Source organism: Microvirga sp. ACRRW (assembly GCF_022346925.1).
In the GTDB taxonomy this organism is placed as follows: Bacteria; Pseudomonadota; Alphaproteobacteria; order Rhizobiales; family Beijerinckiaceae; genus Microvirga.
Genome location: NZ_JAKRNJ010000008.1, coordinates 54,531 through 69,410, shown reverse-complemented (window position 1 = coordinate 69,410; position 14,880 = coordinate 54,531). Strand labels below are relative to the sequence as shown.

13 protein-coding genes are annotated in these 14,880 nt (G+C 62.2%); 8 read left to right on the top strand and 5 right to left on the bottom strand.

The genetic code is table 11. The features are described from left to right. Positions 1-7: 7 nt before the first annotated feature. The gene (rnd, locus tag MHY87_RS16580; protein WP_239353678.1) at positions 8-1,162 is read left to right on the top strand and encodes a ribonuclease D; all 1,155 of its coding nucleotides are present in this window, start codon (positions 8-10) and stop codon (positions 1,160-1,162) included. A 6-nt stretch (positions 1,163-1,168) separates the two neighbouring features. Here rnd and ppx read toward each other — a convergent pair whose 3' ends face one another. The 5 genes from ppx to MHY87_RS16555 all read right to left on the bottom strand — a co-directional run bounded on the left by ppx (position 1,169) and on the right by MHY87_RS16555 (position 7,364). Continuing rightward, positions 1,169-2,692, bottom strand: coding sequence for an exopolyphosphatase (gene ppx / locus MHY87_RS16575; protein WP_239353677.1), 1,524 nt, complete (start codon positions 2,690-2,692; stop codon positions 1,169-1,171). Between the two features lies 1 nt (position 2,693). Beyond that, positions 2,694-4,913, bottom strand: a complete 2,220-nt coding sequence (locus MHY87_RS16570; RefSeq protein ID WP_370644975.1) for an RNA degradosome polyphosphate kinase — start codon at positions 4,911-4,913, stop codon at positions 2,694-2,696. A gap of 95 nt (positions 4,914-5,008) precedes the next feature. Further along, entirely contained in the window at positions 5,009-5,701 is a 693-nt protein-coding gene (locus MHY87_RS16565) for a DnaA ATPase domain-containing protein (protein ID WP_239353675.1), read from the bottom strand. After that, positions 5,694-6,806 (bottom strand): AI-2E family transporter, encoded by a 1,113-nt coding sequence (locus MHY87_RS16560; protein WP_239353674.1) that lies wholly within the window; start codon positions 6,804-6,806, stop codon positions 5,694-5,696. The genes MHY87_RS16565 and MHY87_RS16560 overlap by 8 nt, the downstream gene beginning before the upstream one ends. 27 nt (positions 6,807-6,833) lie before the next feature. Further along, on the bottom strand, positions 6,834-7,364 hold the full coding sequence (locus MHY87_RS16555) for a CDP-alcohol phosphatidyltransferase family protein (RefSeq protein ID WP_239353673.1): 531 nt from the start codon (positions 7,362-7,364) through the stop codon (positions 6,834-6,836). Positions 7,365-7,730: 366 nt separating this feature from the next. On the opposite strand from MHY87_RS16555, the gene MHY87_RS16550 reads away from it, so the two are divergent. From MHY87_RS16550 to purN, 7 genes are all read left to right on the top strand, one after another. Beyond that, positions 7,731-9,212, top strand: a complete 1,482-nt coding sequence (locus tag MHY87_RS16550) for a sulfatase-like hydrolase/transferase (protein WP_239353672.1) — start codon at positions 7,731-7,733, stop codon at positions 9,210-9,212. Beyond that, on the top strand, positions 9,199-9,408 hold the full coding sequence (locus tag MHY87_RS16545; protein ID WP_239353671.1) for a hypothetical protein: 210 nt from the start codon (positions 9,199-9,201) through the stop codon (positions 9,406-9,408). The genes MHY87_RS16550 and MHY87_RS16545 overlap by 14 nt, the downstream gene beginning before the upstream one ends. Before the next feature lie 372 nt (positions 9,409-9,780). Further along, on the top strand, positions 9,781-11,280 hold the full coding sequence (locus tag MHY87_RS16540; RefSeq protein ID WP_239353670.1) for a hypothetical protein: 1,500 nt from the start codon (positions 9,781-9,783) through the stop codon (positions 11,278-11,280). Then, positions 11,273-11,488, top strand: coding sequence for a hypothetical protein (locus tag MHY87_RS16535; protein ID WP_239353667.1), 216 nt, complete (start codon positions 11,273-11,275; stop codon positions 11,486-11,488). The genes MHY87_RS16540 and MHY87_RS16535 overlap by 8 nt, the downstream gene beginning before the upstream one ends. Further along, positions 11,485-12,897, top strand: coding sequence for a class I SAM-dependent methyltransferase (locus MHY87_RS16530; RefSeq protein ID WP_239353666.1), 1,413 nt, complete (start codon positions 11,485-11,487; stop codon positions 12,895-12,897). Before MHY87_RS16535 ends, MHY87_RS16530 begins: the two co-directional genes overlap by 4 nt. Positions 12,898-13,053: 156 nt before the next feature. Further along, positions 13,054-14,130, top strand: coding sequence for a phosphoribosylformylglycinamidine cyclo-ligase (purM, locus tag MHY87_RS16525; protein ID WP_239353662.1), 1,077 nt, complete (start codon positions 13,054-13,056; stop codon positions 14,128-14,130). Next, positions 14,130-14,774, top strand: a complete 645-nt coding sequence (purN, locus tag MHY87_RS16520; RefSeq protein ID WP_239353661.1) for a phosphoribosylglycinamide formyltransferase — start codon at positions 14,130-14,132, stop codon at positions 14,772-14,774. The genes purM and purN overlap by 1 nt, the downstream gene beginning before the upstream one ends. The last annotated feature ends 106 nt before the right edge of the window (positions 14,775-14,880 follow it).

Below are 14,880 nucleotides of genomic sequence, written 5' to 3'. Positions count from 1 at the left end.
CGTTTTCATGGATTTGATCACGACCACCGAGGCGCTTTCCGCCGCCTGCTCCCGCCTGAGCCAGCACCCGTTCGTCACCGTCGACACGGAGTTCCTGCGCGAGACCACCTATTATCCGAAGCTCTGCCTGATCCAGATGGCGGGGCCGGATGCCGCCGATGCCTATCTCATCGACCCGCTGGCCGAGGGGATCAGCCTGGAGCCCTTCATGGCGCTCATGGCCAACAAGGGCGTGGTGAAGGTGTTCCACTCGGCCCGGCAGGACCTGGAGATCATCTGGAACCTCGGCCGCATCGTGCCCGAGCCCCTCTTCGACACCCAGGTCGCCGCCATGGTCTGCGGCTATGGCGATTCGGTTTCCTACGAGCAGCTGGTGAACGATCTCGCCAAGGCGAAGGTCGATAAGTCCTCTCGCTTCACGGATTGGTCGCGCCGCCCCCTCACCGATGCCCAGCTCACCTATGCGCTCTCGGACGTCACCCATCTGGTGAAGGTCTACGAGGCGCTGATGACGCAGCTCGAAAAGAACGGCCGTCTCAACTGGCTCGAGGAAGAGATGTCCATCCTCACCTCGCCGGAAACCTATCAGGCCGACCCGGACAATGCCTGGCGCCGCCTCGCCGGACGCCTGCGCAAGCCGAAGGAGATCGCCGTCCTGATGGAGGTCGCCGCCTGGCGCGAGCGCGAAGCGCAGAGCCGCGACGTGCCCCGCGGGCGCATCCTCAAGGACGACGCGATGATCGACGTCGCGACCTCCGCTCCCCGTACCGTGGAAGCCCTTGGCCGCCTGCGCTCGATCCCCAACGGCTTCGAGCGCTCCCGCACGGGCGGCGAGATCCTGGAAGCCATCGAGCGCGGCATCGCCCGCGATCCGGCGAGCATTCCCATGCCCGAACGCAGCCGGGGACGCGGCAATACGGGCGCGGTCGTCGATCTCTTGAAGGTTCTGCTCAAGGCGGTCGCCGAGCAGGAAGGCGTGGCCCCGAAGATCGTCGCCACCGTCGAGGAGCTCGAGGCCATCGCCGAGAGCGACACTGCGGACGTGCCGTCGCTGCACGGCTGGCGCCGGGCCTTATTCGGTGAGAAAGCGCTGGCCCTCAAGAACGGCCAGCTCGGCCTCGTGCTGGAGCGCGGGCGAGTGAAGTTGCGCGAGATTGGATAAAACCGACTAGCCTGCGATCTCGATTACCGGCTCCATGTTGAGCAGCTTGCCGAGCGCCTTCATGCGGCCCGCGAGGCGCTCGTTGGCGAGGTCCTGCATGTGCGACGGCAATTGCAGCACCACCTGGCTGCCTCGGACGCGGAGAGGTGCTTGCGGCAGGATGCCTTCCATTGAGACGGAAACGGGATAGGCGATGCGCATGAGCGCGGCGAGAAGGCGGGCGCGCTCCAGGTAGCGCGGCCCCGCGAGCGACTTGATGCGCGATCCCACCTTGTCGGGTGAAAGACCCTCGTGCCGGAAGAAGATGGAGAGCGCGAGATAGGCGCGCCCCGGATGGTCGAGGCCCGCGAAGGCGCCGTAGGCGATGAGGTTGAGACTCTGCTCGCCGCGATAATCGGGATGCGCGCGCCAGCCGATATCCGCGAGCAGGCAGGCGGCACGGCGCAGGCGGGTTTCGTTCTCCGCCTCCGTCAGCCCGAGGCTCTTCATGAAAGCCTCGGTCCATTCGCACAGCTCCTGGCCGTGACGCGGCGAGCGGGAGCGCAAAAGGTTCAGGTCGCTTGCCGCCGCAAGAAGCGGATCGCGCTTCTGCGTCTCGGGATCGAGCTTGTCGAACAGCACGCCTTCACGCACGCCGAAGGCGGAGATCGCCACTTCCTTCGGCTCGCCGAGGCGGATGATCTCTTCCAGCACGATGGCACCGTAGGCGAGCAGCGGACGGCGTGCTTCAGAGATGCTCTCGATATCCTTGAGCGACTTGGTGTCGGCTCCCTCCACGAGTTGCAGGAAGTCGAGACCGGACTTCGGATCGAGAATGTAGCTGTGCATGATGTGGAGCGGATAATCGGTTGCTGCTTGATGCAGCCGCGCCAGCGCACGCCACGTACCACCCACCGCATAGAACGTGCGGCCATGCAGGTTCTCGAGATATTCCGGCGCACGCTCCAGAGCGGCGCGCACGATCTTCTGCGCCTTCTTCAGGGAGCCGCCGCTGACATCCTGCAGGGCGAGGCCGCCGAGGGGCATGGTCGTGCCCTGCCCCACACTCGCGCCCTTCACGTCCACCAGTTCCAGGCTGCCGCCGCCCATGTCGCCCGCGATGCCATCCGGCTCATGGAAACCGGCGACGATGCCGAGCGCCGAGTACCGCGCTTCTTCAGCGCCGGACAGCAGGCTGATGGGACGACCGCAAGCCTTGGCTGCCGCCTCCAGAAAGGCGGGACCGTTGGAAGCATCGCGCGCGGCGGCGGTGGCGAGCACAAACACGTCGGAAACCTGCATCGTGTCGCAGAGCACGCGGAAGCGGGCGAGAGCGCGCAACGCACGATCGACCGCATCATCATCGAGACGGCCCGTGGTCGCCACATGACGGCCGAGACCGCAGAGAACCTTCTCGTTGTAGATCGGCGTCAGCGCGCGGGACATGCCCTCATAGGCCACAAGGCGCACGGAGTTGGAGCCGATGTCGATGATGGCGACCGGATTGCCGATCTTGAGGCGGCCTTGGGCTTCACGGCTGATGGGGGGCATGTCAGCGCAGCCCCCGCTTGGCGAGCGCCTTCGGGCTCGACGTCTTCAGGGATTTGCCACGGCCGGAGAGGCTCGGATTCGTCATGAAGTACTTGTGCGCGTTGAACGGTTCCTCGCTCTTGGCGGGCACGATCCGCTGGCTCGTGCCGTCCGGCAGAACGGACCAGCTCTGCTCGTTGTCGAGCAGGTTGGCGAGCATGATCTGGTCCAGCACCTGCTGGTGAACCGTGGGATTGACGATGGGCAGAAGCGCCTCGACGCGCCGGTCGAGATTGCGCGTCATCAGGTCGGCGGAGGAGATGTACACATGCGCCTTGGGATTGGGCAGCCCCTGCCCGTTGCCGAAGGCATAGATGCGCGTGTGCTCCAGGAAGCGGCCGACGATGGACTTGACGCGGATGTTCTCGGACAAGCCGGGAATGCCCGGCCTCAGGCAGCAGATGCCGCGCACGATGAGATCGATCTGCACGCCGGCGGCGCTCGCATCGTAGAGCGCGTCGATGATGCCGGGATCGACCAGCGAGTTGCACTTGCCCCAGATCGCGGCGGGCCGCCCCGCCTTGGCATGGGCGATCTCCTCCTCGATGTGTTGAAGCAGCCGTTTTCTCAGCGTGAGCGGCGACACCGCCATGCGCTCCAATTCCGCAGGCTCCGCATAGCCCGTCACATAGTTGAAGATGCGCGACACGTCGCGGCCGATCACCGGATCGGCAGTGAAATAGGACAGGTCGGTATAGATGCGCGCCGTGATCGGGTGGTAATTGCCCGTGCCCACGTGGCAATAGGTGATGAGCTGACTGCCTTCGCGCCGCACCACCATCGAGAGCTTGGCGTGGGTCTTCAGCTCGATGAAGCCGAACACAACCTGAGCGCCTGCGCGTTCGAGATCGCGCGCCCAGCGAATGTTCGCCTCTTCGTCGAAGCGAGCCTTCAGCTCCACGAGAGCGGTGACGGACTTGCCGGCTTCCGCCGCTTCCGCGAGCGCTGCGACGATGGGTGAGTCCGAGGACGTGCGATAGAGCGTCTGCTTGATCGCCACCACATTGGGATCGCGCGCAGCCTGGCGCAGGAACTGCACCACCGCGTCGAAGGATTCATACGGGTGATGGACGATGATGTCCTTCTCGCGGATGGCGGCGAAGCAATCGCCGCTATGCTCGCGGATGCGCTCGGGAAAGCGCGGATTGTACGGCTTGAACTTGAGATCGGGACGTTCGAGGGCCACGAGCTGCGAGAGATCGCGCAGGCCCATCATGCCCTCGACGACGAAAACCTCGTCAGCGGAAACCTCCATCTCCTCGGCCACGAAGAGGCGCAAATCCTCCGGCATAGCGGTCTCGACCTCGAGGCGGATCACGCTGCCGCGCCGGCGCTGCTTGAGCGCGGTCTCGAACAGGCGCACCAGATCCTCGGCCTCCTCTTCCACTTCGATATCGCTGTCGCGGATCACGCGGAAAGCGCCCTGCCCCTGCACCTCGTAACCGGGGAACAGGCGGCTCGTGTAGAGCACGATCATCTGCTCCAGCGCGATGAAGCGGGCGGAACCCGTCTCGGCGAAATCCGGCAGGCGGATGAAACGCTCGCCGCGGGACGGCAGGCGGATCAGCGCGTTCAGCACCTTGCCGTCGCTCTGGCGCACGAGCTTCAGGGCGATGGAGGAACCGAGGTTCGGAATGAACGGAAACGGATGCGCCGGATCGATGGCGAGCGGCGTGAGCACGGGAAAGATGTGATTGAGGAAGTAATCCTCGAGCCAGGACGCCTCGGGTTTCGTCAGGCCCGAGCCCTCGACGAGAACAATGCCTTCCCCCTGCAAGGTCTCGCGCAGCTCCCGCCAGCGCCGCTGCTGGTCGGAGGCGAGGTTTGACACCTCAACGGAGATCTTCGCCAGCTGCTCATGAGGCGTGAGGCCATCCTGCGAGACCGTGGAGACGCCCGAGCGCACCTGACCCCGAAGGCCTGCGACGCGGACCATGAAGAACTCGTCGAGATTGTCGGCCGAGATGGAGAGGAAGCGCAGCTCCTCCAGAAGCGGATGATTGCGGTTGGAGGCTTCCTCGAGCACCCGGCGGTTGAATTGCAGCCAGGACAATTCGCGATTGATGAAGCGCTGGGGGAACCGGCGCAGCACCGCGCCATCGAGTTCGATGTCCGGCGGGGCCTTCGGCAAGGGGGCCTCGCTGACAATCTCCTCGTCTCTGAGGGCCATTGCATCGCGCATTTCGATCTCCGCCGCGTCCTTCTTCGGCGCCCGTTTTGCTCTGGGCTTCGTGACGGTTTCACGACGGTTCGACGACAATGCGGTAGGATCAGCCTTCACTCGATTTCATCCGTTTCCTGCGCGGCTCCGAGGATCTCGGCGGCAATCGCCCGCGACACCCGCCGCCCCCGGCTGAGCGCCTCCTTGTCCAGGAGCCCTACCAGTTCCGAGGCCTTGGCCAGCGATCGCTCGATCCGAAGAGAGATATAGTCGACAACGGAGGTGTCGACCACGAGTTGCCTGTCCACGAACAGCTTCACCAGCACCGCCTTGAGCAGCGCATCGTCCGGCGCGTCGAGGGTTACGCTCGGAGCCAGGCGCAGGCGCGAGAGGAGATCCGGGGTCTTGAGGCCCCAGCGGTCCGGCTGGGTTTCGCTGGTGATCAGAAGCGACGCCTTCCTCTCCCGCGCCAGGTTCAGCAGGTGGAACAGGGCCGCCTCGTCCCGCTCACCCCGGTCCATGTCCTCGATGGCGAGCGCTCCGTTGGAGACAAGATGCGGAACCTTATCGTGGGTGATCTCGCGGGCATCCACCGTCCAGGCATGGGCGTTTGTCGCCCAGATCGAAGCGAGATGGCTCTTGCCGCTGCCGGGAGGGCCGATGAGAAGCAGGATCGTATCCGGCCAATCCGGCCAGCTCTCGATGAGCCCATAGGCCTGCTCGTTGGAGGGGCTGACGAGAAAATCCTCCGCCCCGTAACGCGGATCGAGCGGCAGATCGAAGGCGAGCTGCTTGGGCGCATCAGGCATCGAGATCGGCCTTGTCCTCGACCCGAGGATGAAGGATCGCAGACCCCGTCCCGCGATAAAGGGGGCTCGCCAGATACCGGCCCAGCGCGAACCGCGCGATCACGCCCATGGCGGCGGCGAGCGGCACGGCGAGCAGCAGGCCCACGAAGCCGAACAGCACGCCGAAGGCGAGCAGCGCGAACATCAGCCAGACCGGGTGCAGCCCTACGGAATCGCCCACCAGCTTGGGCGACAGGATGTTGCCCTCTACGAACTGCCCGAACACGAAGATGCCGAGCGTGGCCGCGATCATGGTCCAGTCAGGCCAGAACTGCACGATGGCGACGCCCATGGAGATGATGAGGCCGGTGAGCGAGCCCACATAGGGGATGAAGCTCAGGAGGCCCGCCGTCATGCCGATGAGGGCCCCGAAATTGAGGCCGATCACGGTCAGCCCCACGGCATAGAAGGTGCCGAGGATGATGCAGACCAGAGCCTGCCCGCGCACGAAGCCCGCAATGGCGCGGTCGATGTCGCGGGCGATGGCGCGGATTGTCTCCCGCTGGTGGACCGGCATCCAGGAATCGATGGTCCTCACCATGCGGTCCCAGTCCACGAGCATGTAGAAGGCCACCACCGGCGTCACCACCAGCAGGGAGAAGATGCCGAGCAGCGCCTGCCCGCCGGACCAGAGCCCCTGAAGGAAGGTGGCGATCCATGCGATGCCCTGGCTGATGAGGTTGCCGACCGAGGTCTGCATTTCCGGCAACGCGCCGTTGGCGCCGAGCCGGTCGAGCAGCGGCTTCAACTGGTCGTTCGCCAGCTCCTGAAGCCTCGCCACGTAGCTCGGCACGCGTTCGACGAAAGCCCCGACCTGCTGAACCGCGAAGGGCACCAGGACCATGAGTGTCACGATGAAGACGAGAACGAAGATCACCAGGATCAGGAGGCTGGCGCCAAGGCGCCCGACCCCGATCTTCTGAAGCCGGTCGGCCAGGGGATCGAGAAGATAGGCCAGCGCGAAGCCCGCCACGAACGGCAGAAGAATACCGCGCAGCACGAACAGCAGGAGCACCGCCACGACCAGCGCAGCGACCCAGAATCCGATCTGCCGTTGGATCGTCATCGGTACTCCATACTCTAAGAACGCCTCTTAGGCCGCCATGTGCCGCAGCCAGCCCCCGAGATAGGCACCTGCGGATGCCACGGTCAAGGTGGCAACGGCCAGCATCGCGATATCCTCGAAACCGGCAAGCTCCACCCCATAGGCATTGGCCGCAAGGGCAAAGGCCGCAAAGCCGATCTGGGCCACCGTATTCAGCTTGCTTAACCAGATCGGCTTGATCTCGACCGGACGGCTCATGACCCATGACAGGAGCACGGCGGCGACGATCATCGCATCCCGCGACACCACGACGATGGCAAGCCAGCTCGGAATCGCCCCGACCACGGCGAGCGCCACATAGATCGAGACCAGCAGCGCCTTGTCGGCGATCGGGTCGATATAGGCCCCGAACTCGCTTTTCATGTCGAAATGCCGGGCTATGAAGCCGTCGACCCCATCCGAAACGCCCGCCACGACGAACAGGATAAAGGCCGCCGCCCACCGTTGCTGCATGATCATGACGATCACGATGGGGACCATGATGAGCCGGGCGATGGTGATCAGGTTCGGGATGGTCATGAGCCGATGATGCCGGGGCGCGGTTGCTCCTGCAACCTGCGACACAGGGTCCGAAGGGACAAGCCGGGCGGTGGCTGGCAGCCTCAACGGAAGGGATGATTCGCAGCAGTAACGCCGACGCACCCTCATAAAGCTCAATAAATCGGGCCTCTGCAGGCTTAAGGTTCGAACAGTCAAGATGAACCGAACTTGAGCTGTTTCCCTGCTCAGCGAATGTTTGTCACAGAGGCCTATGAAGTCTTGATGACACCTGCTTTAGGCTTTATGGGACAATGTTATATTTGCGCTGACTCGTCTGGCGCCGCAAGAAACTTTTGAGAAATCTGGGCCGGCACCATGTCACAGCAGCCTGTTGAAAAATCGGGGATGAGCAAAAGCTTGGTCGCGTCCGTTCTGCTGGCGTCGATCTCTTATTTCTGGCTCGGCAAGGCTCTCATCAATACTGTCACCGACATATCGACGTCCGACATCTTTCTCATCCTTGCCCTTTCGAGCCTCGTCATCCTCGTCCAGATCGCCGTGTTCTTCTTGGCGAGAGCGGCCGTTCAACTGCTTTTCCCGCTTTTCAGCCTTCTCAACACCTATCTTCTCTTTATCGTTCTGAGCGCCGAGATCGGCGTCATGAGTCTCTGGGCTCAAATCGGGATTTGCGCGGCAATCCTGGCGCTTTATGGGGTCGCCCTCGATATCGTGCTGCGCGCCGGGCGCATGCAGCGATGGCTCGTCCTTGGCGTGCCGGTCCTGGCCGCTCTGTTCACGGGCATCTCGGCATGGCCCCTCCTCGTCGATAGCGGCGCAGACAACACCGCCACACCGGCCAACATCAGGACCGTAGAGTTCAAGAACAAGCCGAACCTCTATTTCCTGTCCTTCGACGCCATGGTTCCGGTGAGCCTTTCCAGCAAGTTCATCGGCGTCCCCAATCCGCCCTATCTCGATGTCCTGAAAAAACACGGCGCGAACTTCATCGCGAACAACTTCTCGGATGCAGTACCGACCAAGCGCGCGCTCGCGAATATCCTGACCCTATCTCCCGTTGCCCAGAGAGACGTGGAGGCTGACCGCATCATCACAGGCAGGGTTCCAAGCGCGCTTGGATACATCCTCAGCGCTAATGGCTATAAGACCCATTTCACATTCGATACGGGATTTTTCGGGTCGGCCAAAGGGCAGTATCTGACGAGCTACAATCTCTACCGCCCCCATTCCGCCTGCCAATTCCTGGCGGACAACGCCCGTCAATACGGCTTTTTCGGCTATTGCCCTCTCAGGGATCTCAAGATCTTCGATGGCGTCATCAACGCAGTCCGGGAGCGGTCCTTTTTAGACTTCGCCTATGGCTTGATCGAGACCATCGCACGGGACAAGAATTCCGGGCCCCATTTCTATATGCAGCACATCCTTTACCCGAGCCACACGCTGCCTTTGTTCGCGGGTTCGGCCAAGGACAATGACAATTACAAGGCGTATTTCGAGAGGCGCTCGGCCATCGCGGCGAAAGCGATGGACAGGATGCTCACCGAAATCCGGAAATCCGATCCAACTGCGATTGTTTTCCTTTACGGCGACCACGGAGCCTTTGTTTCCCGGCCGGTGCAATTCGACAAGGACAGGCAGTTCTTCGTGCAGGATCGCTACGGTACTCTGGGAGCCGTGATCAACGCAGAACAATGCGAGCCTTATCTGACGCCGCCCGAAGGGCAGCGTTTCCAAACAAATGCCAGGATCGTGACCGGTCTGGTCCGGTGCCTCGCAGGCGGCGAGAGCCCCTTCATCAACGAAGTCGACTTCGGCGTCATACGCCAGATCAATGAAAACGAGAGGTTTGAGAACTATGTCTACGAATAAAACAGCCCGGCATCTGGCCGCCCTGGCCGGCATCCTTCTGATCGCCCAGGCTCAGTCGGCGCAGGCTTATGTCGATCCCGGCTCCGCCAGCATCATCGTCACCGCTATCCTCGGCGCATTTGCGGCTGTCGGCTATACGGCCCGCCTTTACGTCGCCAAGGTCAAGAACCTCTTCAAGAAAGACAAGCAGGCCTGACGATCGAAGAAGCACGTTGCGCTCCCGATCATCGGATCGGCCAGCGACCCCGCCCACTGATTCTCGGAATATGTGGAGCGCAACCTCATCGCCTGCTTCGCCTTGGGATTCCGCCAGCGGACCCGAAGGACGTTCTGACGCATGGAGAGCTTGCCGAGCCCTCAAGCTTGGCGCCATAACGCATTGATAAGCTGGCTCTTTTACTCCGCTCGGACTTAGCCGACAAAGCACCGCCTCGATGGCGCAGAGCCTTGAAATCATTCATTTCTCGGCGTTGCATGCAACAACATTGGCATTTTGCTTGACACACCAGACGCCATCCGCAAGATGCGCGCCGATTTTGGGGCGCACAATATGTTCAGGCGACAGATTATGAGCAAGGGCATAAATCAGCGCCTGATTTCCCCTGTTCTTTTAGCGTCTATCTCATACTTCTGGTTGTTCAATGCCCTCCTGAACACCCATGCAGAAGTATCCAGATCCGATATTCTCCTTACTATCGGCCTTACAACTCTCGTCCTGGCGGCGCAAACGACGGTCCTGATCTTTGCAAAAGGTGTCGTTCGGATCGTTTTCCCAGCGTTTGCTTTGATCAACACCTATTTGCTCTATATCGTGCTTAGCGCAGATATTGGGGCGATGAGCGTGTGGGCGCAGATCGGCATCTGCGCCGCGATCCTGGCTCTCTACTGGGTGATCTTCGATATCGTGCTTCGCGCCGGCTCGATGAGACGATGGCTCGTTCTCGGGGCGCCGGTGGTGGTTGCCCTGTTTATCGGCATCTCGTCCTTGTCGCTGCTTGCCGGCGAGGAGGACACTGAGCAGACCGTGCCGGCCAACATCAAAACCGTAGAATTCAAGAGCAAGCCGAACCTCTATTTCCTGTCCTTCGACGCGATGGTTCCGGAGAGCCTGGCGATCAAATTCCTCGGCGTTCCGAGCCCGCCTTACATTGGCGTTTTGAAGAAGCACAAAGCCAACTTCATCCGAAACAATTTCGCGGATGCCGTTCCGACGAAGCGTTCACTTGCGAATGTTCTCAACATGGGTCCTACGGTCCTTGAAGAACCGCACACCACCCAAGCCATAACAGGCGCAGCCCCGAGCGCACTTCGTCATATTCTCGCGGCCAACGGCTACACGACCCACTTCACCTTTGAGAGCGGCTTCTTCGGACCATCCAAGGGAAAATACCTGACGAGCTATAATCTCTATCGCCCCTATTCGGCCTGCCGCTTCCTCACGGACGATGCGCGTCGCTACGGTTTCTTCGGCTACTGCTCGATCCGCGACCTTAAGGAATCCGACGGCCCCACGACCGGCGGCAATGACCTCTCTTTTCTCGACTACACCTACAACTTGATCGAGACCATTGCGAGAGACAGGAATTCAGGCCCTCACTTCTATATGCAGCACGTCCTTTATCCGAGCCACACGCTGTCTGTATTCGCAGGTTCAGTGAAGGATCATGCCAATTACAGAGCTTATTTCGAGCAGCGCTCGGATATCGCGGCGAAAGCGATGGACAGGATGCTCACCGAAATCCGGAAATCCGATCCAACTGCGATCGTTTTCATCTATGGCGATCATGGGACCTGGGTATCCCGCAAAATTTCGTTCGCCAAGGACAAGGAATTCTTCGTGCAAGATCGCCATGGCACTCTGGGAGCCGTGATCAACGCAGAACAATGCGAGCCTTACCTGACGCCGCCCGAAGGGCAGCGTTTCCAGACCAATGGGAGGATCGTGGCCAGCCTGGTCCGGTGCCTCGCAGGCGGCGAGAGCCCCTTCATCAACGAAGTCGACTTCGGCGTCATCCCCCCTCCACAAGTCAAGACGTACGAGAGGTTTGAGGACTATGTCTATGAATAAAACACACCGGCATCTGGCCGTTCTGGCCGGCATTCTTCTGGTCGCGCAGGCCCAGTCGGCGCAGGCTTATGTCGATCCCGGCTCCGCCAGCATCATCGTCACCGCTATCCTCGGCGCATTTGCGGCTGTCGGCTATACGGCCCGCCTCTACGTCGCTAAGGTCAAAAACTTCTTCAAGAAAGATAAGAAGGCCGGTGACATTCAATGAAGCACGTTGCGCTCCCGATCAACGGATCGTTCCGCGATCCCGCCAACCGCGTTTACGAGCATGAAGGGCGTATCCTTCGTGGCGTGACGAGCGCTGCGCTCGAGAACTTCAAGGCCCTCGAGCAATCCGCCTTCTTCAAGGATTACGTGGAGCGCGGCCTCATTGTCCGGACAACTCTCGCCGATCCGGCAGACGAAGCGGCCAAGGGCATCCTCGCCCAGGGCTGGGCGGGCGTTCTGGCGCACGAGCGCGTGCCCCTGATCTCCTACCCTTATGAGTGGACCTTCTCCATGCTGAAGGACGCTGCCCTGCTGCAGCTCGACCTTCTGGAGAGCGGCATCAAGGAAGGCTGGACGATCAAGGATTCGACGCCGTTCAACATCCAGTTCGTCGGCGCGAAGCCCGTCTTCATCGACATCCCCTCCTTCGAGCCCCGCGAGCAGGGCGAGCATTGGGCTGCCTACCGTCAGTTCTGCATGCTCTTCCTCTACCCGCTGATGCTCAAGGCCCATCTCGGCCTCGACTTCCAGCCCGTGCTGCGCTCCAACCTGGACGGCCTCACCCCCAGCGAGGCCTCGCGCTACTTCAAGGGCACGAAGCGGTTCAAGAAGGGCGTAACCAGCCACATCACGGTTCCGGCCATGATCGAAGGCCGCGTCGAGAGCAGCGAGAAGGACCGGGCTCCCGCCAAGAAGCGCGACAGCCTCAAGCAGTCCGACGCCATGGTGCTGGGTCTCGTGCAGAGCATGAAGCGGCTCGTGCAGTCACTGCAATCCCCCATCCGGCACACGGAATGGTCGGAATACGCCAACACCCATTCCTACGAGCAGCAGGCCTTCGAGGCGAAGCTCGCCTTTGTCCGCAATGCCGCGAAAACCAGCCATTGGGGCACCGCTTGGGACATCGGCGGCAACACGGGCACCTTCTCGAAGATCTGCGCGGAATATTCCGACCGGGTGATCACCGTCGACGGCGACCACGATGCGGTGGAGAAGCTCTATCTCGGTGAGAAGGGCAACGCCGCTGGCAAGATCCTACCGCTCTACATGAACCTCGCCAACCCTTCCCCGAACCAGGGATGGGCGGGCACGGAGCGCCTGGGCTTCACCGACCGCAACAGCCCCGATTTCGTGGTCTGCCTGGCGCTGATCCACCACATCAGCCTCTCGGCCAATGTGCCGATTCCGCTCTTCCTGGAATGGCTGCGCTCGCTTGACGCGAAGCTCGTGATCGAGTTCGTGGACCGGCCCGACGAGATGGTGCAGAAGCTGCTTCTGAACAAGAAAGAAAAGTATCCTGACTACAACATGGATGCTTTCGAGCGTGAGCTGAACGCCCGCTTCCGGATCATCGAGAGCCAGGACCTGAAGGGCGGCCACCGCAGGATCTATTTCTGCGAGCCCAAATAAGCCTCAAGCAAGCGCAAATCTCTCACTGCACAGGAGCCGGTACCTCACCGGCTCCTGTTTCATTTTGAGCCTCATACCGGCTCTCAAAGTGCCGCCTCCCCCTTGCTTCCGGCCCTCTCTCGCCTTACTCCCCTGAGCCAACACGGGGATGTGCCCATGACCGAGAAGTCCGAGAAGCAGACGAACGGCCTGACCTATGCCCAAGCGGGCGTCGACATCGACGCGGGCAATGCCATGGTCGACCAGATCAAGCCCCTGGTGCGCTCCACCCGCCGCCCCGGCGCGGATGCGGAGATCGGCGGCTTCGGCGGCCTCTTCGACCTGAAGGCCGCAGGCTTCAAGGACCCCATCCTGGTCGCCGCCAATGACGGCGTGGGCACCAAGGTGAAGATCGCCATCGATACAGGCATCCATGACACGATCGGCATCGACCTCGTGGCCATGTGCGTGAACGACATCATCGTGCAGGGCGCGGAGCCCCTCTTCTTCCTCGACTATTTCGCCACCGGAAAGCTCTCCCCCGAGGTCGGCGTCCACATCGTCAAGGGCATCGCCGAGGGTTGCCTCCAGGCGGGCTGCGCGCTGATCGGCGGCGAGACGGCGGAAATGCCGGGCCTCTACGCCAAAGGCGATTACGACCTCGCGGGCTTCGCGGTGGGTGCGGCCGAGCGCGGCACGCTGCTCCCCAAAGACGTGAAGGTGGGCGACGTGCTGATCGGCCTGCCCTCCTCCGGCGTCCACTCCAACGGCTTCTCGCTGGTGCGCCGCATCGTGGAGCATTCCGGCCTCAGCTGGGATGCGCCCGCACCGTTTGCTTCCGGTAAGACGCTGGCCCAGGCGCTTCTCGAGCCGACCCGCATCTACGTGAAGGCTCTGCTCCAGGCGCTGAAGGGCGGCGACGGCATCAACGCGCTCTGCCACATCACCGGCGGCGGCTTCCCCGACAACATTCCGCGCGTGCTGCCCGACGGTGTCGGCGTGCGCCTCGATCTGAACGCCATCGATGCCCCGCCCGTGTTCGGCTGGCTCGCCAAGACCGGCGGCGTGGCGGAAGCGGAGATGCTGCGCACCTTCAACTGCGGCATCGGCATGATCGTGGTCGCATCCGCCGACAAGGCGGACGCGGTGATCGAGCGCCTGCGCCAGGCGGGCGAGAGCCCGGTCCGTATCGGCGAGACCATCGCTCACACAAGCGGTGAGCCCGTGCAGACGTCCGGTTCGCTGAAGCTCTGATGACACGCCGCGTCGCCGTTCTGATTTCCGGGCGCGGGTCCAACATGGTCTCGCTGATCGAGGCCGCGGCCGCGCCGGGATTTCCCGCCGAGATCGCCCTCGTTCTCTCGAACCGCCCCGATGCAGGCGGGCTGGAACGCGCCAAAGCCGCTGGCATCGCGACGGCGATCATCGACCACAAGGAGCATCCGACCCGCGAGGATTTCGAACAGGCGATGGATGCGGTGCTTGAACAGCACAACATCGAGTTCATTTGCCTCGCCGGATTCATGCGCGTGCTTACCGATTGGTTCGTAGAGCGCTGGGCGGGCCGGATGATCAACATCCACCCATCCCTGCTGCCGCTGTTCCGTGGCGTGCACACGCATCGCCGCGTGCTTGAGGAAGGCGTGCTCATTCACGGCTGCACGGTGCATTTCGTGGTGCCGGAACTTGATGCTGGCCCGATCATCGCCCAGGCCGCCGTGCCGGTGATCCCCAATGATACGGAAGAGAGCCTCGCCGCGCGCATCCTCGTGCAGGAACACCTGCTCTACCCGCAGGCTTTGCGCATGATCAGCGACGGCAGCGCGCGGCTTGAAGGCAGCCGCGTGGTGTTCTCGAAAGGCTGGAACAGCGAAGGCGCGTTGCGCTCGCCTTCCTGAAACGCGTCATCCCTGAAACACGTCATCCCGGGGCTGCGCAGCAGAACCCGGGATCGCAAGACGAGTATAGCGCTATATCCTGCCGACGATCCCGGATCGGCTGCGC

Coding starts and splice junctions, on each gene's coding strand:
- rnd (WP_239353678.1), top strand. CDS start 8: ATGGATTTGATCACGACCACCGAGGCGCTTTCCGCCGCCTGCTCCCGC.
- ppx (WP_239353677.1), bottom strand. CDS start 2,692: ATGCCCCCCATCAGCCGTGAAGCCCAAGGCCGCCTCAAGATCGGCAAT.
- MHY87_RS16570 (WP_370644975.1), bottom strand. CDS start 4,913: ATGCGCGATGCAATGGCCCTCAGAGACGAGGAGATTGTCAGCGAGGCC.
- MHY87_RS16565 (WP_239353675.1), bottom strand. CDS start 5,701: ATGCCTGATGCGCCCAAGCAGCTCGCCTTCGATCTGCCGCTCGATCCG.
- MHY87_RS16560 (WP_239353674.1), bottom strand. CDS start 6,806: ATGACGATCCAACGGCAGATCGGATTCTGGGTCGCTGCGCTGGTCGTG.
- MHY87_RS16555 (WP_239353673.1), bottom strand. CDS start 7,364: ATGACCATCCCGAACCTGATCACCATCGCCCGGCTCATCATGGTCCCC.
- MHY87_RS16550 (WP_239353672.1), top strand. CDS start 7,731: ATGAGCAAAAGCTTGGTCGCGTCCGTTCTGCTGGCGTCGATCTCTTAT.
- MHY87_RS16545 (WP_239353671.1), top strand. CDS start 9,199: ATGTCTACGAATAAAACAGCCCGGCATCTGGCCGCCCTGGCCGGCATC.
- MHY87_RS16540 (WP_239353670.1), top strand. CDS start 9,781: ATGAGCAAGGGCATAAATCAGCGCCTGATTTCCCCTGTTCTTTTAGCG.
- MHY87_RS16535 (WP_239353667.1), top strand. CDS start 11,273: ATGAATAAAACACACCGGCATCTGGCCGTTCTGGCCGGCATTCTTCTG.
- MHY87_RS16530 (WP_239353666.1), top strand. CDS start 11,485: ATGAAGCACGTTGCGCTCCCGATCAACGGATCGTTCCGCGATCCCGCC.
- purM (WP_239353662.1), top strand. CDS start 13,054: ATGACCGAGAAGTCCGAGAAGCAGACGAACGGCCTGACCTATGCCCAA.
- purN (WP_239353661.1), top strand. CDS start 14,130: ATGACACGCCGCGTCGCCGTTCTGATTTCCGGGCGCGGGTCCAACATG.